The sequence below is a fragment of the Robinsoniella sp. genome, from assembly GCF_034124845.1.
In genome coordinates this window covers 20,109-43,477 of record NZ_JAWYAJ010000569.1, presented here as the reverse complement: position 1 = coordinate 43,477, position 23,369 = coordinate 20,109, and the positions used below count along the sequence as shown (strand labels likewise).

8 protein-coding genes are annotated in these 23,369 nt (G+C 40.9%); 5 read left to right on the top strand and 3 right to left on the bottom strand.

The window, feature by feature from the left end:
* The first annotated feature begins 118 nt into the window (after positions 1 to 118).
* The 3 genes from ACH2DQ_RS28210 to ACH2DQ_RS28200 all read left to right on the top strand — a co-directional run bounded on the left by ACH2DQ_RS28210 (position 119) and on the right by ACH2DQ_RS28200 (position 15,337).
* Positions 119 to 6,280: an Ig-like domain-containing protein gene (locus ACH2DQ_RS28210; RefSeq protein ID WP_394915488.1), complete on the top strand. Its 6,162-nt coding sequence runs from the start codon at positions 119 to 121 to the stop codon at positions 6,278 to 6,280.
* A gap of 121 nt (positions 6,281 to 6,401) precedes the next feature.
* Positions 6,402 to 13,424: a family 78 glycoside hydrolase catalytic domain gene (locus ACH2DQ_RS28205; protein WP_394915489.1), complete on the top strand. Its 7,023-nt coding sequence runs from the start codon at positions 6,402 to 6,404 to the stop codon at positions 13,422 to 13,424.
* 113 nt (positions 13,425 to 13,537) lie between these two features.
* Positions 13,538 to 15,337, top strand: a complete 1,800-nt coding sequence (locus ACH2DQ_RS28200; RefSeq protein ID WP_394915490.1) for an NlpC/P60 family protein — start codon at positions 13,538 to 13,540, stop codon at positions 15,335 to 15,337.
* 284 nt (positions 15,338 to 15,621) lie between these two features.
* Here the strand turns inward: ACH2DQ_RS28200 and ACH2DQ_RS28195 are convergent, their stop codons facing one another.
* From ACH2DQ_RS28195 to ACH2DQ_RS28185, 3 genes are all read right to left on the bottom strand, one after another.
* Positions 15,622 to 17,460 carry a sensor histidine kinase gene (locus tag ACH2DQ_RS28195; RefSeq protein WP_394915491.1) on the bottom strand — a complete coding sequence of 613 codons (1,839 nt, stop codon included), beginning with the start codon at positions 17,458 to 17,460 and terminating at the stop codon, positions 15,622 to 15,624.
* A complete protein-coding gene (locus ACH2DQ_RS28190; RefSeq protein ID WP_394915492.1) occupies positions 17,457 to 19,007 on the bottom strand; it encodes a response regulator in 1,551 nt (516 codons plus the stop codon). The genes ACH2DQ_RS28195 and ACH2DQ_RS28190 overlap by 4 nt, the downstream gene beginning before the upstream one ends.
* An 81-nt stretch (positions 19,008 to 19,088) precedes the next feature.
* Positions 19,089 to 20,540: a response regulator gene (locus tag ACH2DQ_RS28185; RefSeq protein ID WP_394915493.1), complete on the bottom strand. Its 1,452-nt coding sequence runs from the start codon at positions 20,538 to 20,540 to the stop codon at positions 19,089 to 19,091.
* Between the two features lie 302 nt (positions 20,541 to 20,842).
* Between ACH2DQ_RS28185 and ACH2DQ_RS28180 the strand changes: the two genes are divergently transcribed.
* Positions 20,843 to 22,345 carry a sugar ABC transporter ATP-binding protein gene (locus ACH2DQ_RS28180; RefSeq protein ID WP_394915494.1) on the top strand — a complete coding sequence of 501 codons (1,503 nt, stop codon included), beginning with the start codon at positions 20,843 to 20,845 and terminating at the stop codon, positions 22,343 to 22,345.
* A 21-nt stretch (positions 22,346 to 22,366) separates the two neighbouring features.
* Positions 22,367 to 23,368 carry an ABC transporter permease gene (locus ACH2DQ_RS28175; RefSeq protein ID WP_394915495.1) on the top strand — a complete coding sequence of 334 codons (1,002 nt, stop codon included), beginning with the start codon at positions 22,367 to 22,369 and terminating at the stop codon, positions 23,366 to 23,368.
* Position 23,369 lies beyond the last annotated feature (1 nt).

Here is a 23,369-nt window from a genome sequence, read left to right as displayed (position 1 = left end):
TTCATTATTTGTTTGTGCCTTGAGCGAAGCGAAAGGAATGTTGAGAAATATGAAAGGTTGGAAAAGATTAATATCCGGTATATTGACAATGGTATTAATGATCACGAGCATTTTACCAATGACAGTGTCAGCGGCAGAAAACTTAACACCGGGTCATGATTTTACGGCGGACTGGATCTGGAGCAATGATGCAAGAGAAGCCGGTCAGTGGATGAGTTTTCGTAAAACATTTGATTTGGAGAAAGTGCCGGAAAAAGTAGAGGCATACGTAGCAGCAGATTCAAAATACTGGCTGTGGATTAATGGTGAAATGGCAGTATTTGAAGGTATGGTAAAAACCGGACCGAACAGAACGGATATGTATTATGACAAAGTAGATATTGCAAAATACCTGAAAGAAGGCAAGAACACGATAGCCGTACAGGTTGTTTACTTTGGTAAAAGCGGTTACGGTTTCAAAGATTCCGGTAAGCCCGGCTTCTTATTCGACGCAGAGTTTGGAGAAGGAGCACTGGAGAACGGCACAAAAATTGTCAGTGATACCAGCTGGAAGACAATCAAAGATCCTGCTTATGGAAAACACAATATGGATTCCAACTACAGACTGGCGGAACCCAATATTATGTATGATGCCAATGCAGAACTGACTGGATGGCAGGGAACAGAATTTAATGATTCCAAATGGAAGAATGCCGTAGTTCAGGCAAAAGCAGGAGAAGCTCCTTACAATAATCTGTGGGAACGCCCGATTCCCCAGCTGAAAGTAGACGATGTGGTGAGATACACGGCAGATGGTACAGACGGAACAGGTACCTGGAAAGAAGAATATATTGATTCTTCCGCAAATGATGTATTTACTGCCCTGGAACTGCCGGATGAATATAACGTTTCTTTGACATTTATGGTAGATCCGATTGCTACGACAGGGTCTAACGCCCCATTTGCGGGTTCTATGGGATTAGCGGTTAATATGAAAGATGATAATAACTTTTATATGCCTCAGGTAAGTATGGCGGACTTAAATAATATGCAAAGTAAGGATTACGCAAATTATAAGCCCCATATAAGAATTAATGGCGGATGGGATGTAAAAGGCCCTTATGATATCAGCAGCTTAATTCCGGGAGACAAGCGTTTTAATACAAAGCACACCATGACTGTTAGCGTGGATGCGAACGGATTTGATGCAACTGTAGACGGTACCGATATGGAAAGAGTCAACACAACTGCATTAAAAGGCGGTTCCATCGGTTTTAGAAACGATAATATGGAAAAGGTTCGTATTTACAGTCTGGAAGTAAAATCTGCAGATAACAGCACAGTTCTGTTCAAGGACAACTTTGCAAATGATAAGCTAGGGAAGCGCATGACTCAGTTTAAAAAGTTGTCAGGTGCTGTTGACCCTGAAATCAAAGCAGATGAAAATGGGGAGCATTACTTGTCTCAGACAAATTCAATTATTAAGGCAGGTACCGTAAAACTTGGAGAAGGTGTAAAACGATATACCATCAGAAATGCAACAAACCTTCAGGGTACCCCTTATCTCAAAGTAAAAGCGGCAGCAGGCAAACGTATTGATATGTATACCGATACCTGGCTGGAACCCGCTGGAAATGGAAACTCAGTCAGACATGCCTACATCACAAAAGATGGAGAGCAGGAATTTGAAGCACTGGGATGGGTAAACGGATATGATGTTTACTTTGAAATTCCGGAGTCTGTAGAAGTACTGGAATTGGGATTCCGCCCGTCCACTTACAACACAACGCCGGCTGGAAGCTTTACCAGCGAGGATGAAGACTTAAACTTATTGTATAAAAAGTCTTATGATACCCTGTTAGTAACCATGAGAGATAACTACATGGACTGCCCGGACAGAGAAAGAGCACAGTGGTGGGGAGATGCCGTAAACGAAATGCAGATGGCATTCTACGCCATGGACAGCAATGCAGGACTGCTTTACAAAAAAGCATTGAACCAGGTACTTGGATGGAAGAATGCGGCTGGACAGCTGCCTACAACAGCACCAAATGGAATTGATGCCATTTCAGAACTTCCCATGCAGGCACTGGCAGGCGTAATGTCCTTCTGGCAATATTACATGTATTCCGGAGATGCGCAGCCTATGACTGACGGATACGATTCACTGCTGGCTTACCTGAAGCTTTGGAGCCTTGAATCCGATGGATTTGTATCTCACAGAGGTGGAACCTGGGACTGGATGGACTGGGGAAATAATCCGGATGCAAAAATTATCGAACAGGAATGGTATTACATTGCAGCACAGAGTGTATTAAATATGGCTCAGACACTGGATAAACCGAAAACAGATATTGAATTTTTGGAAGAACGCCTGTACAGCATTGAGTCTAAGTTTGATAAAGCGTTCTGGGATAAGTCAAAAAATGCATACTACAGAGGTACCGGAAGCGGCAAAGCAGATGACCGTGCCAATGCATTAGCAGTATATGCAGGACTCGCACCGGCAAGCCGTTATGCAGGTATTGAGAAATTACTGGAAACCCAGATGGAATCCAGCCCATACATGGAAAAGTATGTATTAGAAGCTTTGTACATGATGGGATATGATGACGAAGCTATGGCGAGAACAAAAACCCGCTATAAAGAGATGATCGAAGATGAATTTCCTACCTTATGGGAGTTCTGGGATAAAAAAGCAGGTACCAGAAATCATGCATGGTCCGGCGGACCTCTTACCATGATGTATATGTTTAATGCTGGTATTACACCACTGTCACCGGCATATGAAAACTTCCAGGTAAGACCACAGACAGCAGGATTAAAGGATATCAGCGCAGAGATACCTTCACCAAAAGGCAATATCGCGGTAACTGTAAAAGAAACAGACAGTGATATTACATTAGGTGTAACCGTACCGGCAGGTTCGAAGAGTGCTGACATCTACGTTCCAAGAATTGATGGCAAACAGACCATGATTCAGTTAGGAGGTCAAACCATCTATGCAGACGGAGGGGAACTTGACTTACCGGATGGCGTAACATATAAGGACGAAGACAATGAATATGTAGCATTTACCGTAGAAAGCGGAACGTATTCATTTGTAAGCAGCGAATTTACAGGAGAGGAAAAAGAGCAGTACGACGTAAATGTAAAAGTAGTGGGACAGGGAACGATTCAGGTAAATAATGCTGAAGTTACAGTGCCATATCAAAGCCAGGTTAATAAAGGTGAAAAAGTTACCATCACTGCAACACCGGCAGAGGGCTGGGCAATCCAGAAGGTAACGGGTACTTATCCGGAAATCATTTCGGAAGAAAACAGCAAGGTTCCTTATACGAAGGAAATCACAGCAGACCGGAATGTAAACTTTACCGCTGTATTTACAGAGATTCCAAAGGAAAGACATGTTTTAAGCGTAAATGCAAAGGGATTGGAATATGCAGCAAATGTTAAAATTAATGGTGTAGAAAAGAGAATCCCATTTGCAGGAGCCTTTAAAGAAGGTCAGGAAGTGACCATTGAAGCAGAGGTACTGCTGCCATTGAACTATGAGTTTTCAGGGTGGAGCACAGAAGCAGGTGCCACAGATGGAACCACAGCAACGGTGACAATCGGTAAGGAAGATGTTGATGTTTCCTTTGAACTGACAGAAAAAGTGGGAAAAATTACACCGGTAACTGTCACAGTAGCTGATAAGCCAGAAGGCGGCGGTTCCTGGGATAAGAGCAATTTAGTGGATGGACAGCGTATTTCGACAAATGATTCTAATGGATTTACTTCACAGACTTACAGTACAAAAGATATCAGTAAAAATCCGCATAATATTGTGTTAGATCTTGGAGACGTAAAATCTGTAAATCAGGTAGCTTTATTCCCAAGGACAAATGCAGCTGCAGGAGATAATTTAAGCTGTGCATTCCCGGAATCCTTTAAGATCTATGTAAGTACAGACAACAAAAACTGGCAGTTAGTGAGATCTGTAGCAGATCAGCCAAACCCCCGCTTTAAAGAGCAGGTTTACAGCTTTGCATCCCATGAAGCCAGATATATTAAAATAACTACAACCAGGCTTGGCGCTGTGGCAACCGATGAAGGCAGCCCCAATAATTTCCGGGTACAGCTTGCAGAAATTGAAGTGTACAGCAATCCGGAAGTAACACTTCCTTCCAAAGATGCATTAGTGAACGTGTTAAAAGAAGCGGACGATGTAAGAAAGACAGAAAAGTATCTGGAAGCAACCATTGCAACACAGCAGGTATTCGATGAAGCATACAATACAGCTCAGTTGGTACTGGAAGAAGAAGATGCAGATGCAGACAAGGTAACTGGAGCTGAACAGGGGATGAGATCTGCAATTGACGGTTTGATTCCTGCACCGAAGCCAATTACCCTTGTGGATGAAGTAAACGGCATTTCTATCTATGCTGAAGCAGGCGTACTGCCGGATAATGTGGAATTAAGAACAGCCCTGATTGAAGCAGGACATGAAAAGAATGAAACAGTAACAGAGGCAATGAAGGATGTTACCGACAAATTTACTGCATTTGATATTACCCTTTGGGCTGAAGATGTGGAATTGTCTCTGGGTGAAAATCATGTCACCGCAACTATGAAGGTGCCGGCAGGATATGACACGGATAAACTGGCTTTAATCTATGTTTCCGGTGAAGGAGAGAAGACAGAACTTTCATTTACCTATACAGACAGCAGTAAAACTGACATCCGGTTCCAGGCAGATCTTCTTGGAAGCTATGTGTTAGCAGACGGAGCAGGTGAAGGCGGCGAATTAGCAACACTGAGCACCATAAAAGCTACTGCATTGAAGCCGTCCATGCTTTGGGATGAAACAACAAGAATTAACCAGATTATGGCATATGATACCAGGGGACAGATTGTAGATTTAACAAATGCTGTCATTACATACGACACCAGTAATGGTAATACAGCCGTTGTAGATGAAACTGGTTTGATTACTGCTAAAAATACAGGAACAGCAAAAATCTTAGTAAACGTTACTTTAGATGAAATGCAGGCATCCGGTTATGTTCGTGTAACGACAGCAGAACCTGAGACTGTAAATCCGGTTAAATCAGAAGCATCAAAAGACAGTATAACATTACAGACAACAGATGGATATGAATATGCAGTATGGACAGGCAGTACAGGATTAGTATTTACAGAGAACCCAGTATTTACAGGATTAAATCCGGCAACGGAATATGTATTCTACCAGAGAATCGCTGCAAATGAAAACCATATTGCAGGAAACTTAAGTGAACCGTTAAGCGTCACCACGGACAAAGAAATAATGACAGGCCAGATCAGCCTCACTGGTACCGCTAAAGAAGGAGAAACACTTACTGTAAATACATCAGGTATCCAGAATCCTAAGAACCTGGTATATGTATGGAAACGCGGAGACCAGGGAATCCCAGGTGCAAACGGAACCTCCTATAAGCTTACAAAATACGATGTGGGACAAAAGATTTCTGTAGTGGTAACATCTGATATTATGGCAGGTATTTTTACGGCGACTACAACGGAAGTTGTAAAACCGGCAGAAGTTATCGTAACCGGAGTTACTTTGAATAAAACAAGCATGACGCTGGAAAAAGGAAAGAGTACAACATTAAAAGCAGCAGTTGTACCATCCAATGCCTCCAATCAGGCAGTGTCCTTTAAGAGCAGCAGTACATCGGTTGCTACAGTATCCCAGAGCGGTAAAGTCTTGGCGAAAAAAGCAGGAACCGCGGTTATTACCGCAGTAAGTGCCAATGGAAAGACAGCAGTTTGTAAAATAACCGTTACCCAAAATCCGGACGGAGTAAAATTAAACAGAACAAGTAAGACTCTGGGAGTAAAGGAAACTTATACCTTAAAACCAACGTTAAAACCTTCCTATGCAGCCAATAAAAAGTACACATGGACATCCAGCAATAAAAAGGTTGTAAAAGTAAACTCCAAAGGAAAATTAACAGCAATCAAAGAAGGAACTGCTGTTATTACGGTTAAGACAAGTAATGGTAAAAAGAATACCTGTAAGGTAACGGTAAAAAAAGCACCTGTTAAGCTTACTTTAAATGAAAAAAGAAAGAAATTAAAGCCAGGTAAGACATTTGCTTTGAAGGCAAAACGCTCCAGCAAGAGTGCAGGCAGGATTACTTATACAAGCAAAAATCCTAAAATTGCAACCGTTAATTCAAAAGGCGTAATTAAAGCATTAAAAAAAGGCAGGACAATAGTAACAGCAAAATTGTACAACGGAAAATCAGCAGAAATAAAGATTACAGTTGAATAACAATTTGATTTTTTTACAATCGCGGAAGCAGCCAATCGGACACCACAGGGTGTCCGCCTGGCTCGCAAAGCTGTACTCGCTGACCGCGATATTAAAGAAGGGGAAAGGTTGACAGAAAATTATGAAAAAGAATAAATGGATATCACTTATTTTAGCCATCGCAATGGTGATAACGTCCTTAATGCCAACGACAGCAATGACTGCAATGGCTGCAGGGGGCAATACCGCTATCAGAGAATTGATGGTAGACAATGTAGTTAATCCGGTTGGAATTGACAATACTGCTCCGAGGTTTTCCTGGAAAATGGACTCGGCAGTACAGGGACAGATTCAGACTGCTTATCAGATCCAGGTATCTGAGCTGGGCGGCAATGAGGTATGGAATACCGGTAAAGTGGAAAGTGATAAAGCAGTTGATATCATTTATGAAGGAAGTGCACTGACATCCTCCACAACTTACCAGTGGCATGTTACCGCATGGGATAAAGATGATAATGCAATTGTATCCGATCATGCAACCTTTGAGATGGGTCTGTTAGAAGAAGATGCATTCAGTGATGTAAACTGGATTCGTATGCCAAAAAAAGGCGATCCTGATCCGGATGCCCAGGAACCGGTAATTGATAAAAGCGTCTATACCATCGAAGCAAACTTACAGTTTAAGGATGCGGTAGGGCTTGTATTTGCGGCAAAGGACAATTCCCATTTCTATATGTGGCAGTTAAATAATAATATGGAACAGGGAGTAAAGGGAAGCTGGCTTCGCCCTCATGTATGGAACGGCAACGGCGGAACATTTAATCCTGAGAATATTAGTAATTACAATGGATACCAGCTGGAGGATGAATTGTTAGACAATACAGACTATAATCTGAGACTGGTAGTTAATACAACGACCCATATAGTTGAAACTTATATTAATAATGATTTGGTAAATTCATTAGATTGTAAAGATGCAGATTTATCTTATGGTAAAATTGGATTTCGACAGGCAACCAATCCGGTAGGCGGATTCAGGGAGCAGGTATGGCTGGATGATATGAAGGTAACTGCTAATGATGGAACTGTTTTATTCTATCAGGATTTCTCTCTGGATAATGACACACAGTTTGATGGCGGCGTAGTAGAAAACGGGAAACTTTATTTAGCTTATGGTGAGAACCAGGGTGATAAAGTATTTCTGAGTAAGGACAGCTCCATGTATTACCGTTTTGATACAGACTTTACGATCAAATCCGGTAAAGCAGGAATTATCTACGGCTCAAATGCAGAAGGTACCCAATTCTATTATTCACAGATCAATCCAAATTACAGTTCAGGACCTGCAGTTGTACAGCACATAAGAGAACTGGACGGAAGAAAATATGAGTTTGATCGCGGTTCTATCAGTAATATTACAAAAGAAGATCTGGTTAATAAAAAACACCACTTTACCCTTACCTGTTCAAATAAACAGGAAGTACGCATCTACATCGATGGCGTAGAAGCAAAATACCATGACAAGTTAGATAAATTCCAGTTTGATGGAAAATTTGGTTTTAACAGCGATGGCGGGGATGATGTGGTATATGATAATATCGTTGTAAAAGTAGCAGGTATGCCTAAAGTATTCACAGATGGTAATACAGTAGAAAACATTTTTGACAACGGAACGGTAGAGAATGGCGGATTGCGCATAGCCGGTGAAAGTACAGCATTATTAAAGAATGCACTTAGCGGCAAACCTGATCCGGAACCGGAACCGGATGCACCCGTACACTATATCGTAGAATCTGATATCACCGTAACCAGTGATTCAGCGGGTATTGTATTCTCTGCATCAGACAGCAGCAACATGTTCATGTGGCAGATTAACGGTGCAGACCATAAAGGAAAATTATATTTAAGACCTCATATCTGGGATAACGGAAAACCGCACTATGACAAATATGAAAAAGATATCAGCAGTTTCTTTGATTATAATACAGAGATTCTGAACAAAGAAGTTCATGTAAAAATTGAAGTGACAAATCAGGAAATTAAAACATCTATTAATGATAAGCTGGTTGATACTTTCCAGGTAACTTCTGAGACACCAGGTAAAATTATGGATGGAAGAGTGGGATTCCGCTCCGGAACAGCAACAGAAAACTTTATGGTTGATAATCTGAAAGTGACTACTTTTGAAGAAGGCGGACCGGCAGAAGGAACCATAAAACTTTCTTATGATTTTGATGACGGTATAAATCCATTTGGAGGAAGTGCAGGACAGGCAAGTTCAGGTTCCTTCAAGGACGGTAAATTTGTAGTAAAAGGCAATGCAGGTGTACTTTTGACTAAAGATTATTCCAATCTGGGAATGCCCATGTTCAGAAAAACATTTGAAACAGAAGATAAAGAAATTGTAAGTGCAAAAGTATACGCATCCTCACTGGGTGTATATGATCTGTATGTAAACGGAACCAGAGTGGGACGTCCGGATGAAAATGGCGAAACCATCTATGATGAAATGAAACCGGGCTGGACCGATTACAATGAAAGAGTCTTATATTATTCTCATGACATTACAGACTTAATGAAAAAAGGCGGAGACAACGTAATTCTGGCACAGGTAGGAACCGGATGGTGGACAGGAAGAATTTCCTATAATACCTATGGTACCAAAGATATGGCATTTTTAGCTAAGACAATCATTACTTACAGCGATGGAACACAGAAAGTTTTAAATACAGACAGTTCCTGGAAGACAAGTAAAGAAGGCGTTATTCGTGAAGCTGATATCTGGGATGGAGAAACTTATGATGCAAATTACCCAAGCGCATCCGTAATGTCTACTTCAGAATATACAGAAGACGAGAGCTGGAGCAAAGTAAGCTATGACACGAACTTTAATGGAGTAATTTCTGCACAGGTAGGACAGACAATTCAGGTTCGCAAAGAACTGGAGCGTACTCCGGTTACTACAAGTGTATACCAGGGTAGTAAGGATAACGGATCTGATTACGGTACGGTAAATGTTGTCAAAGATGATTACAAGGCAAATGATGTAATTGAATTGAAAAAAGGCCAGACGGTTGTCTATGATTTGGGACAAAATATGGTAGGATGGCCGAACATTACAGTAAAAGCACCAAAAGACGCACAGATCAGCATGCATTTTGCAGAAATGTTAAATGACAGCGGTAAGAAATCCAGAGGAAATGATGGTCCGGAAGGAAGCCTTTATATGGCTAACTACAGATCAGCCGCTTCCACATCCATTTATATTGCAAAGGGTGACGAAACAGAAAGCTACCGCCCCACATTTAGTTTTTATGGGTTCCGGTATGTATCCATTTCCGCCGATACCGATATCACAATTGACAGCTTCAAGGCAGAAGTACTGGGTTCCGCTATCCCGGAGACAGGCAGCCTGGAGACCAGCAATGCATCGGTAAATCAGTTAATCAGCAATACCCTCTGGGGACAGAGAAGCAACTATTTAAGTGTACCGACAGACTGCCCGCAGAGAGATGAGCGTCTTGGATGGTCCGGCGATACACAGGTATTTATCGGCGCAGCATCTTACAATGCCAATGTGGCAGGTTTCTTCAATAAATGGGGACAGGATGCAAGAGACAGCCAGACAAGTGCCGGACAGTATACCGATACAATTCCAAGATCTGCTGCAGTAGGTGCAGGTAATGCAGCCTGGGGAGATGCGGGCGTTATTGTTCCGTATACCATGTACAAAATGTATGGAGATACGCAGATTATTTCCCAGATGTATGAATCGATGGAAAAATACATGAACTGGCTGAACAGCAGAGGTTTTGAGGGTGCAGGCCTTGCTTACTGCGACTGGCTGGCACCAAATGAACAGGACAACCAGGGACTTATTCGGAATCTGATTGCATGTGCTTACTACGCATATGATACTCAGTTAATGGCTGAAATGTCAGATGCCATTGGAGAAACAGAGAAAGCAGATGCATACAGAGCCAGATTTGATGAAATTAAAAATCATTTCCAGGAGAAATACATTAATAATGACGGTACTTTAGCAGCCGGGGCAGATACACAGACAGGATACTTAATTACTTTAAAAGTAGACTTGTTTAAAGATGAAGAGCAGAAGCAGGCAGCAACGGAGATTCTGGTTAATAAGATCAAAGCAAATGGAAACAAACTTGGTACCGGCTTTGTAGGTACTGCTATGCTGAACCAGACTCTTACAGAAGCAGGTGCAGTTGATATGGCTTACACCCTGTTACTGCAGAGAGATAATCCATCCTGGATGTACAGTATTGACCAGGGAGCAACCACAATCTGGGAGCGTTGGAATTCCTATACAAAGGAAAACGGATTCGGACCGGTAGATATGAACTCCTTTAATCACTATTCTTATGGTGCGATTGTAGAGTGGATGTACAGCGATATGCTGGGAATCAAAGCAGATGAAGACCAGCCTGGATTCAAGCACATTGTATTAAAACCACAGCCGGACAGAAGAGCTGACGAAGATATCCCTGCAAACCAAGAACGGATTACCTGGGTAAAAGGTTCTTACGATTCTGCATACGGAATGATAGATGCAGAATGGGATTGGTCAGAAGACGGATTCAACTATACGGCAACGATACCTGCAAATACTACAGCAACCGCATATATTCCGGTCGAAAAAGACATGGAAGTTACGGTAAACGGTGTACTGGCAGATGAATTTAAGAAAGAAAAAGATGGCATTCAGTATGTGGATACGGTAGATGGAAATGCAGTATTTGAAATTACGGCAGGAACATATGTATTTAAAACCGCATATAAAGAAGCAGCAGACAAGACAGAATTAAAGAAAGCAATTCAGGATGCAAAAGATGTAAAAGAAACAGATACTTACAAAAATGCAACGATAAATTCACAGTCAGCATTTGACTCCGCTTTGACAGCAGCAGAAAAAGTATTAAAGAATGGTAAAGCAACTGCAGATGAAATTACCAAAGCAATTGCAGATCTGTCTAAAGCAACAGAAGGCCTGACCGCAGAGGAAAAGCCGGCAGACAAAACTGAGCTTGAGAAGACAATCAAAGAAGCCAACGATATGATGGGAACAGATAAGTATCAGACAGCTTCAAAAGAAACAAAAGAAGCTTTTGACAATGCTTTAAAGGCAGCACAGGATATCTTTATGAAAGAAGGTGCAACCGAAGAAGAAATAGCAGATGCCATTGACGTTTTACTTGGAGCAATGGAAGGCCTGCAGCCGGAAGAACCTCCTGTTGTACTTCCTCAGGTACTTACGGATGAAGCAAACGGCGTGACATTAACAGCCGAGACCGAGACATGGCCAAGAGACACACAGCTTCTGGTAGATAGAGTGGAAAGCGGCAGCAGACATGACCTGGCAGCAGAAGCATTAAAAGATGTTACCAGAGAATTTACGGCACTGGATATTGCCTTAACTTCCGCACAGGGAGAGGTATCTCTGGATGGAAAAGAAGTACAGGCAGCAATGAGAATACCGGAATACTATGATGCAGATCAACTTGCACTGTATAAGGTATCGGATGATGGGGTAAAAACAGAGCAGGCATTTACGTTTACGGATGAGAGCAAGACAGAGGTTACCTTTAAAACAAGTACATTAGGATTACTTGTATGGGCTGACTTACGACTTGTACCAGATGAAAACGGACTTCAGGTAGTATTTGAAAAAACCAATATGCTTTGGGATGAAACAACCAGAATCCTTGAGATTTCAATGAAAGATGAAGATGGAGAAACCATTGATTTGTCCAATGAAACATTTTTTGTGGAATCTGACGATGAAAATGTTGCATATGTGGATAAAGATGGTATAATTAATGCAAGGAATGCAGGAAAGGCAAATATAACCGTTAAATTGACATATAATGAGGTAGAATATACCAGAGTTACTCCAGTTACGGTCAGTGAAATTTACCCATTAAAACCTGCAGCAGCTAAAATTACAGCAGACAGCATTACATTAAAAGAAATCTCCGGTTATGAATATGCAATACAGACAGGGGATCAGGAATTAATATTTGGTAATTCACCTGTATTTACAGGATTAAAACCAAATACGGACTATAGTTTCTATCAGAGAATTGCAGCTACAGATACACATGAAGCAGGAAGACTGAGTAAAGTACTCGAGGCTGCTACAGAGAAAGACACATTAAAAGGTTCTGTTGTTATTAAGGGAACCGTAAAAGAAGGTCAAACCCTTACATTAGATACCACAGGTATCCAGAATGCAGACAAACTGGTTGTGAAGTGGATGCGCGGGAATCAGGTGATTGACGGAGCTTCCGGTACAAGTTACAAGCTTACCAAATTAGATGTGGGTTATCAGATTACAGCAGTTGTATCAGCAGAAAACTTAAACGGAACATTATCTGCAGCAACTCAGGAAAAAGTAGCACCACAGGAAATATTTGCGGAGAAAGTTTCACTGAATAAGTCCGAACTTTCCATCAAAAAAGGTAAAAAGTATACTTTAAAGACCAGTGTTGCACCATCTAATACCACTAATAAAAAACTCACCTGGAAGAGCAGCAACACATCTGTTCTGAAAGTAGACCAGAATGGACAGATAACTGCCAGAAAATCAGGAAGAGCTACCGTAACCGTTACAACCGTAAATGGCAGGAAAGCATCCTGCAGAGTAACTGTTACACAGGCAGTAGATAAAATTAAGCTGAATAGAAAATCAAAGACTTTAGGTGTGCAGGAAACATATACCTTAAAGAGTACGCTTGTTCCAAAATATGCAAAAACAAGCAAGATTACATGGACAAGCAGCGATAAGAAAGTTGCATCGGTTAATTCCAAAGGTAAGATAACAGCTAAGAAAACAGGTACGGCTACAATTACAGTACGGACCGGAAACGGCAAAACCGCAGAATGCAGGATTACGGTAAAAAATAAACCAAAATCCGTTAAACTTAGTGCATCTGTTAAAAATCTGAAACCTGGAAAGACCTTACAGTTAAAAGTAACACGTTCCAGCGGCAGCGCAGGAAAGGTAACATTTATATCTACAAATGAAAAAGTGGCAACGGTTAGTTCTTCCGGAAAAGTAAAAGCTTTGAAAAAAGGAAAAACAACCATTAAAGCAAAGACCTATAACGGTAAATCAGATACGTTGGTTATCCATGTAAAGTAAGTATGTGACACTCATAGGGGAGGCTTTTACAGCTCCCCATACAGTAAAATCTGGCAAAGGATAGACTCTGGTTCATTTTTCAATGAGGCTCAAGGGGGAAAGCAGGATCATATATGAAATGGAAATTAATACATAAAGCAGCGGCGTTAGCCCTGGCATTTTCTTTAGTTATTCCGTCCACAGCAATGGCAGCACCTCAGACGGAGAAAAATACGGAACGGACAACTGAGGTAAAACCCCAGACAGAGCCTGTTACGGAACCTGTAACAGGGCATCCCGTGGAAACTGAATATATTACAGAGCCAGATTCGGCTGTATTGACAGAAATACCTGTGGAAACAGACTCAGAAGAGCCTGCAGAGACAGACACAGAGACCGAGGAAGAGACAGAATCGGAGACACAAAAGAAGGATGAAGAGAGCACGGAACCCCAGATGGAACCGGCGACGGAGATGACACAGGAAGAAATAGAAGGAAATCTTGCGCTGATTGAACAGCAGCACCTTGAAGAACCAAAAGAGATTGAAAAGCCTTTTGGGATTACGACCGTAGATAAGGTATATGCGCTGTCCAGGCGGAAGAATCTGGAGATCTATGAAGAAAAAAGTGTCAAATCAAGACCGGTGGGAGAGCTGGAGAGAAACGGGTTGTGCTTTATCTTAGAGGAAGATGAAAAAGGCTGGGTTTATATAGAGTCAGGAGAAGTAAGAGGTTTTGTAAAAAGCAAGAGTCTTCTTACCGGGAAAAAAGCGAAAAGTTATGTAAAAAGGAAAAAGGAAAAAAATCTTTCTACTGCAGACTGTCTCATAAGCCCCATGAAAAACAAAGCATGGACTTATACAAAGACAACTGCGCAGAAGACCGTAGTGAAAAAGGTATATGCAATTTCCAAGATGGATGGGGTATGTATCCAGGAACGGAAAAAAGAAAATTCAAATGTCATCGGTGTATTGCCGGAAGGCGGACTTTGTTACGTACTGGCGGATCAGGATGAAAAATGGATTTATGTAGAATCCGGTTATGTGCGTGGATTTGTTCAGCGTAAGAATCTCATAAAAGGAAAAAAAGCAGTAGAACTTGTTAAGATGAACAAGGAAGAAAATTATGAGTTTGCCAGAGAACTGATTCCCATGGAAGAAAATAGTTCCTTATATTATACACTTACCACGGTAAGGGAAATTACCGCTTCCAGTGCACTCCGCAATTCTATGGTGGATTTTGCAAAGCAGTTCTTAGGCAATTCCTACGTTTGGGGCGGCACGAGCCTTACAAACGGGGCGGATTGCTCTGGCTTTGTGCAGAGTATTTACAGCGAGTTCGGATATTCCATACCTCGTGTAGCAGAGGACCAGGCGAGATTTGGCATGCAGATTCCGGTAGGGGAGGCAGCACCTGGGGACTTGATCTTTTATGCCAGGAATGGATATGTTTATCATGTAGTCATGTATATTGGTGACGGGCAGGATATTGAAGCACACAGCAGTGCAAGAGGAATTATTACCAACAGCGTAAGTTACGACAGCGCTGTATGGGCAGTCCGTATTATTGAAGACGATGTGATCTTAGATGACGGGTCAGAAAATGAAAGCGGCGGCCAGGGCGATACCCAGCTTGCACGGGAGCAGGATTATGGGCAGCATCTGGGGAACTTTACTTTAACGGCTTATTGCAGCTGCCCGGTCTGCTGCGGTGTCTGGTCGGGAGGGCCGACAGCCAGCGGAGCCATGCCTGTACAGGGCAGAACTGTTGCCATGGGAGGAATTCCGTTTGGAACCAGATTGATTATTAATGGGGAAGTCTATACCGTAGAAGACAGGGGAACCCCTTACGGACACGTGGATATCTATATGAATAACCATGAGGAAGCCCGTGTATTCGGACGACAGCAGGCAGATGTATATTTAGCAAATTAAAAAGTACCAGAGCTGATCAGGGAGGGATTTGCTCTGGTGCTTTTTTGAAAGTAGTCTAAAATTACCATACAGCAGTGCTCAATAATTGAGTATTGCTGTATTTTTTGTCAGTTAAAAGGAAAATGATCTGATAACAGACACCATTTAAAATGAGTGAACGAATACCAGACCATCATATCCCCGCAACTATATGATAACATTTTTCAGCGATTAGTCAATGTTGTATTCTAAAGTTTTGGTAGAAAATGTTAAAATAAAATAGGTTTCATAATAACTTTCAGTATTTACCCGGGTATATTTTGAGTAGATAATTTCTTTGCCGGAATTCTGATTTCTACTTCTGTCCCATCGCCTTCGTTGCTGCTGTAAGCCAGGCCAAAATCTGTGTTATTATAAAAAAGCTGCAAGCGTTCATGAGTGTTATAGATTCCGATATTGCTACCGGAAATACTTTCACCTGCACCTGTGAGAATAATTTTTAGTTTATCTTCTGAAATCCCCACACCGTCATCCGATACAATCAATACTAATACTTCATCTTCCAGCCATCCTGTAATCAGAATAGTACCCATTTTTTCTTCTTTCTCAAAAATACCGTGCATAATGGCATTTTCCACCAGAGGCTGAAGAACCAGCTTGGGAATTTCGTAATCCATCATCTCATCGGGGACATCAATAATAAATTCAATCTTATCCTGATAACGCATGTTCTGCAGTTTAACATAAAGAGATACCTGTGTAATTTCTTCTTTCAGGGATATTGCGATATTTCCTTTATTCAGTGTCAGTTTGTAGAATTTTGACAATGCCTGTACGGCTTCTGTCACCTTTTCTTCCTGGTGGCTCAGGGATAGCCAGTTGATCATATCCAGGGTGTTGTACAGAAAATGCGGGTTAATCTGAGACTGAAGAGCTTTAAACTCTGCAATTCTTAGTTCTTCTGCTGATTTCGCCTGATTGTCCATCAGTGTATTCATCTCGGTACTCATATAATTATAGGTATCTATTAAATCTCCCACTTCATCATGTATCTGCGCTGTCTCCATAGAGACGGGACGTCCTGTCCTTACCGTCTTCATCTGGTTAATTACCGCACCCAGACGCTTTGTAATGGAACGGGAGAGGGTGGTTGCCATAATGAACGCCACCATGAGGAAGAACAGATAAAACATAACAAATTGTATAATTAATAATTGTCCCTTATTTTGCAGGGACTGCGCCGGTAAAATAGAAACCATATACCAGGATGTGTGGGCTACGTTGTAAAATCCTGCATATACCTCTTTTCCAAGGACAGTTTTTGTAATGTAGTTATTGGACTGCATAAAGGAATCTTTAATGGTATCGTAATTCATCAGGTAAGTGCCTGCCAGGGCAATATTTGATGAGGATACCAGGGCATTTCTTTCATTTACAATATAAGAAACCGTATTGTTTTCGGATATTCCCTGCATCAGCAGCTGATCCATATTATCCTGGGAGTAATAAACCACCACGTAGATGGAAGGATCTTCCGGTGCGGAAGTCTGTGATTTTACCTTGCGCACATAGGACATAGAACCATAGTTTTCTACCTCTTTTGGGGAAAGGTAGAACTTGGGACAGAACAGAGAAGGAATGGGGGTACTGTTAAAGATACCGTTCCAATAGGAACCCCGAACTTCACTGGAATGCAGAAATATGGATTTTTGCCCGTTATAATCCTCATAAAAATCTTCCGTGGGAAGGTCCATATATATTTTAATATCCGTAATCAGATTTCCATCAATCATAGAATTTGTAAAGGTATAGAAATCCTCTGTTTTTGGTGAGCGGAGCAGCTGTAACAGGCGAAAGGAGTTTTTCTCATTCAGTAAATCATCGAGATATGCATTGTCTAAAATGGAGTCACTGACTGCATTAATCTGATCCATGGCTGCATTTATCGTGGACGAAGAGTGTTTGGAAAAGTTTTGCTCCTGTCGAATCGTCTCAGATACAATGGTATCGTACATCTGTCCATAAAAAAAGTATGCAATTACAATCGTAGGAATGATGATCAGCACCAGATGTGTGATCATAAATTTGGACTGAAGCCTCATATTAGAATATAAATCTTTCAGAGGTTTTAGAGGTCTTATCATTTCAGCACCTTCTCCCGATACTCAGAAGGCGAGAGACCAACGATTTTTTTAAAACTCTTGCTAAAATAATTACCGTCCGAATAGCCGACTTTAGAAGAGATATCAGTTATCTTGTATCTGGGGTCGGACAGCAGCTGTTTTGCCTTTTCCATGCGGTATTCCGTAATATACTGGTTCAGAGTCTGATGGGTTTCTGTTTTAAACAGGGTACAGACATAAGAAGTAGAAAGATAGACATGTTCACTAATATCTTTCACGGATAAGGTATCATTCATAAAATTCTTCTGTATAAAATCTTTTATCATAAAGATTGTTGAATTTTCCTGTACCTGGGTATCTAGAGCTTCAAAATAAAAATCTATTTTATTGAGAAGTGATTTGTGAAGCTCTGACAGTGTCTGAAACTTCTCAATATATTCCAATATACTCTCCATCTGTGATTCCATCCCTGCATTTACCTGTTGTGACTTGCTGCTGTTCTGTACGATCATGAACAGCTTATAGTAGATGTCCCGAACCTGGTTTGGCAGATAAGAACGGTTGTTTTTAAAATATTCAAAGATACGATTTAAAATATTTTCCGCCGCCTGCTTGTCTTTGGACGACAGAGCTTCTGTGAATGCGGAAGAGGGATCGGTAAATACAGAAGAGGATAGAGCAGTTGCGTTCATATCGGTCAAAATACTGTTGTATTCATAAAAGAAGCTGCTTTGCAGCAAAATAACAGCCTGGCTGTAGGAGTGATAAACCTTGTGAATATCATTTACCGTACTGCCGACCACGATAAAAAAAGTGCCTATTTCACTATATAGAGTTTTCAAATGCTCAGAGAACTTCAGAACAGTTTCCGGGGAAGGCTTTAACGTACCAAAGATATGGTATACAATATGCTGTTCATGCTTACTTACGTGTATACTCTGTAAATGGTATTTCATTAAAAAGGAATCCAGCTGTTTATGAATTGTATTAATGGAATTTCCTTTGTTCTCACTGAAATTATTTGTTAACTTTACAATAATTGTGGTGAAGTAAAGAATCGTACTGGGAGGATACTGAAAATCACGGAGTAAATCGTCTATGCCTTCTACATCCTGAGAGGGATAGGTTAAAAGCAATGCCAGTCTGGAGGAACGCTCCAGTGAAAGTAATGTCTCCGATTGTTTGGTACGGTTTAATTGTTTGTTCTCTTCAATTGCTTCCAATACCGCTTCTTCAATTTCCAGAGGGTCCAGAGGCTTTTCAACATAATTAATCGCCTTTAATTTAATTGCTGCTTTCAAATACTCTTTATCGGAATATCCGCTCATGAAAATAATACATACATCCGGCAGAATCACTTTGATTTTCTCTGCCATTGCAATACCATCCATTCTGGGCATTCTTACATCACTTAATATAATTTCCGGTTTTTCTTTTTTAGCAGTCTCAAGTCCATTGATCCCATCATCAGCTAAAAAAATGTCAAATATACCCAGTGATTTCCAGTTTACGGAAGACATTAATCCCTCTCTTGTTAATTGTTCGTCATCTACTATTAGTAATTTCATCTATTGTAATCTCCCTGATGTAATAGTTACAGTTACATTTTAACAAAATAAAAAAAGATTACAATAGAAATTACCATTTCTTCATAAATTCTCGTTATTTATGTATCTTTGGTATTCAGAAGGAGACATATTTGTGCATTTTGTAAATATCCTGGAAAGCTGCTGGCTGCTTGAAAATCCCGTCAGAGAAGCAATTTCCTTAGTAGAAAGCTGAGGTTGTTCTTTTATTTTTCTTTTGGCATTACAAATTCGTATATCTTCCAAATAATCAGTGAAACGGGTTCCGGTCTTCTCACGGAATAGTAAAAACAGGTAATCGGGAGTATGCCCGAACATCTCCGCAAGGTTTTGTACTTCAATTTCATGTGTATAGTTTTCCCGGATATACTGTTTGATATGATCTGCCAGATCAGGTTCATCCGGATCATAAACAGCATCCGTCATATTCTGTGCCTTTTCCTGTACGGATCTTAAAAAGACTGAAAATGATTCCGTCGGCAGAGTAACGCCCGTTACGGATTTCATATACCGGGAGAGGTTGTATTTTTCACATCCGGCAAAGGCATGTTCTAAATCGGAGACCGGATAGGATGGATTTACTGCTTCATAGAGCAGTGCTTCTTCTTTTTCCAGGATTCCCAGGATAATCAGGTTCAGCATATGGTTTAATTTTTGAAGGTCCTCTTTTGATGCGGCTTCTTCCAAGTCATGATAAGGTATCAGGTTGCCATACTGGCAAAGGCTCCGGAAGGAAGCCAGGTCAGTAATTTTACCTGCAGTTTTAAAGCATTCCCGCAAAGTTTCACAGCAAAAGCAGATTACACTCAGAGGGGAGCGGCTCTCTCTTGCCAGCTTCTGAAGAAAGGTCAGAGTCTCCCGGCGCATGGGGTCTTCCTTCAATAAGACAAGAAGCGCCCCGTCATCCAGATACAAAAATCCGTTGCATACAGGTGTGGATGCATTGTCTGCAAAGTAATCCTGTATCCGGGTCTGAAGCTGCTGGTACATGGAATACTGGTCATGAAAGTCGTCGTAATCCGCATACAGCACATATCCATGGTATTCGGAAGTATAGTCTTCCGGTATTTCCCCATAGGACTGGAAACAGTTATAATCCTGAATCAGCTGGTGGGGAAAATTGTTGTAACGGACCCATTTTAACTTATCCAGTTTTTTATCCGCCTGAACCAGGCTCCGTTCAATATCTTCTAAAGTAATCGGTTTTACAAGATAGTCTTTTGCTCCCAGCTGAATTGCTTTCTGGGCATAATGAAAGTCGGAATACCCGCTTAATATGACAATGTTCGCATCCGGACAGTATCGCTTTGTTTCTTCAAATCCTTCAATCCTGTCCATTAAAGGCATTTTTATATCCAGAAAGATAAGGTCAGGGTGTGCGTCTCTTGAAACCGTTACCAGTTCTTTTATATTTTTTGCTTCCACTATTTTATGAAGCCCGGGATATTCTGTCTGGATGATGCGGGTAATTTCCTGGCGTGTCTTTTGATCGTCATCCGCAATTAATATTTTCATGTATTAGAAACCTCCTTGATAAGATTTTTAGGCAATGGTATTTTCTGTGACCATTATAGCAGATAAATGTGGGCTTGTATCCTTCATATCATAGATTTTCTGTTAACAAATTGAAAACCCCAGGATACTGGTAAAATAAACCTTTTATCATAAACTAGAACTAAGTTGTTCACAATTTATTCAAAATTCAAAAATATTTTACCCTGAATCAAATTATTTTCCTGTATAAAATAAATTTACCAGATGATAGGATATTAATAGATCAAAGATAAATGAAAAAACATAAGGGAGGAGAATATAAGGTGTCTGAGTATGTTCTTGAATTAAAAGGTATTACAAAGATATTTCCAGGTGTAAAGGCTCTTGACAAGGTACACTTTCAATTGAAAAAGGGTGAGATACATGCACTGATGGGTGAAAACGGCGCCGGAAAATCCACGTTTATAAAAGTAATTACAGGTGTACATAAAGCAGAAGAGGGTGAAATGTTCCTGGATGGCAAGCCTGTAAATTTTAAAGGTCCAAAGGATGCACAGAAGGTAGGAATCGCAGCAATCTACCAGCATGTTACTTCTTATCCGCATCTGACGGTTACCGAAAATATTTTCATGGGTCATGAGGATGTAAAACACGGAATGATTCAATGGAAGAAAATGAATGATGAGGCGAATAAGCTTCTGAAAGAATTAAATGCAGATTTTGATGCAACTGCTGAAATGGGATCTTTAAGTGTTGCACAGCAGCAGATGGTAGAGATTGCCAAAGCATTGTCAATGAAGGCGAGAATCATTATTATGGATGAGCCTACCGCAGCGCTTACAAAAAGAGAATCTGAAGAACTATACAAGATAGCAGAAAAGCTCAGAGACGAGGGAGCGTCCATCATTTTCATCTCCCACAGATTTGAAGATATGTACCGTCTGGCATCAAAGGTTACGGTATTCCGTGATTCCCAGTATATCGGGACATATGATGTAGATGGAATTACCAATGCGGATCTGATCAAAGCCATGGTTGGACGTGAGATCAATGACCTGTTCCCGAAGCCGGAGGTGAAGCTTGGGCAGGAAGTCCTGCGGGTAGAAAAATTAAGCCGTCAGGGATACTTCAAAAATGTATCTTTCAGTGTCAGAAAAGGAGAAATCCTTGGACTTACCGGACTGGTAGGTGCTGGACGTACTGAGGTGGTACAGACTATTTTCGGAGTTGAAAAGTTTGATTCCGGTAAGGTCTATCTGGAAGGAAAAGAAGTACATATCAAACAACCATCCGATGCCATGCAGTTAGGTATTGGGCTGCTTCCGGAAGACAGACAGCACCAGGGATTGATTTTAGACTGGGGTATTGGAAGAAACATCACACTTGCGGAACTAAGTAAGTATTCAAAAAATGGAATTACCAATGATAAGGTAGAAAGAGAAGCAGCGAAAAAGCTGGCGGAAGAAGTGGATACAAAAGCAGTTACTGTTTTTGACAAAGCAAGTTCACTGTCAGGAGGAAACCAGCAGAAAGTTGTTGTGGCAAAGCTGTTATCCTCAGATCTTAAGGTAATCATCCTGGATGAGCCGACAAAAGGTGTAGACGTTGGTGCGAAAGCTGCAATTTATGAGATCATGGGTGATCTGGCGAAAAAAGGTTATGCAATTATCATGATTTCTTCAGAAATGCCGGAAATCCTGGGTATGAGCGATAGAATCGTAGTTATGTGTCAGGGTAAAGTAACCGGTGAATTAAATCGTGAGGAAGCAACCCAGGAGGGCATCTTAAAATATGCGATGGCAAAATCTTCCTCGGATGCAAACTAGAAAGGAGAGACAAATAGCAAAATGGAAAAGAAATTCAGTCTGAAAAAATTAACCAGCTCTCGTGAAATGAGTTTGCTCCTGGTAGTTATTGTACTTTGTATTTTTATACAATTTCGAAACAGCTCTTTCCTGACGGGTACGGTTATTGTAGAAATGTTAAAGAATTATTCCGTAACAATGATCCTTGCACTGGGGATGATGTGCGTGCTGCTGATCGGAGGAATTGATATCTCCATCGGGTCAACCATAGCACTATCCGGTATGGGAAGCGCTCTTATGATGAGAGACGGAGTATTTTCAAATACTTTACTGGGATTTGTAATGTCAGTCCTGATCGGACTGGTATGCGGACTTGTAATCGGCCTGGTAATCTCAAAAGGAAAAGTGTTACCGATTATTGCAACACTTGGTTTTATGAATATTTACAGAGGTTTAACATATCTGATTGCCAACAGCCAATGGGTAGCTGCTTACCAGGTACCGGAAAAATTCAAAGCATTTGCACAGAGCAGTTATCTCACATTTGGATTAGTGAATAATCTGGTTACCATTATGATTATCTGTTATGTGATCTTTTTCATCATTATGAAATGGACCAGAACAGGAAGAAAAATTTATGCAATCGGAAGTAATCCGGAAGCAGCAGAGATCTCCGGTATCAAAATTGACAACATTAAGTTATTAGTGTATTCCCTGATGGGAGGTATTTGTGGTCTTGCAGGTGCAATGTGGGTATCAGTATATGCATCAGCTCAGGGTGATATGGCTACCGGTATAGAAATGGATGTTATCGCAGCCTGTGTAATTGGAGGTGTAAGTTTAACCGGAGGCCGTGGAAGCGTGGTCGGAGTATTCTTAGGTTCACTTACCATCGCAATCATCGGAAAAGCACTTCCATTAATTGGAGTGTCCCAATTCTGGCAGAGTGCAATAAAAGGTGTTATTATATTAGTTGCGGTTATCCTGAATGTTATGGCTCAAAGAGTTATGGATAAGAATAATCTGAAAGGAAGGGAGATGTAAT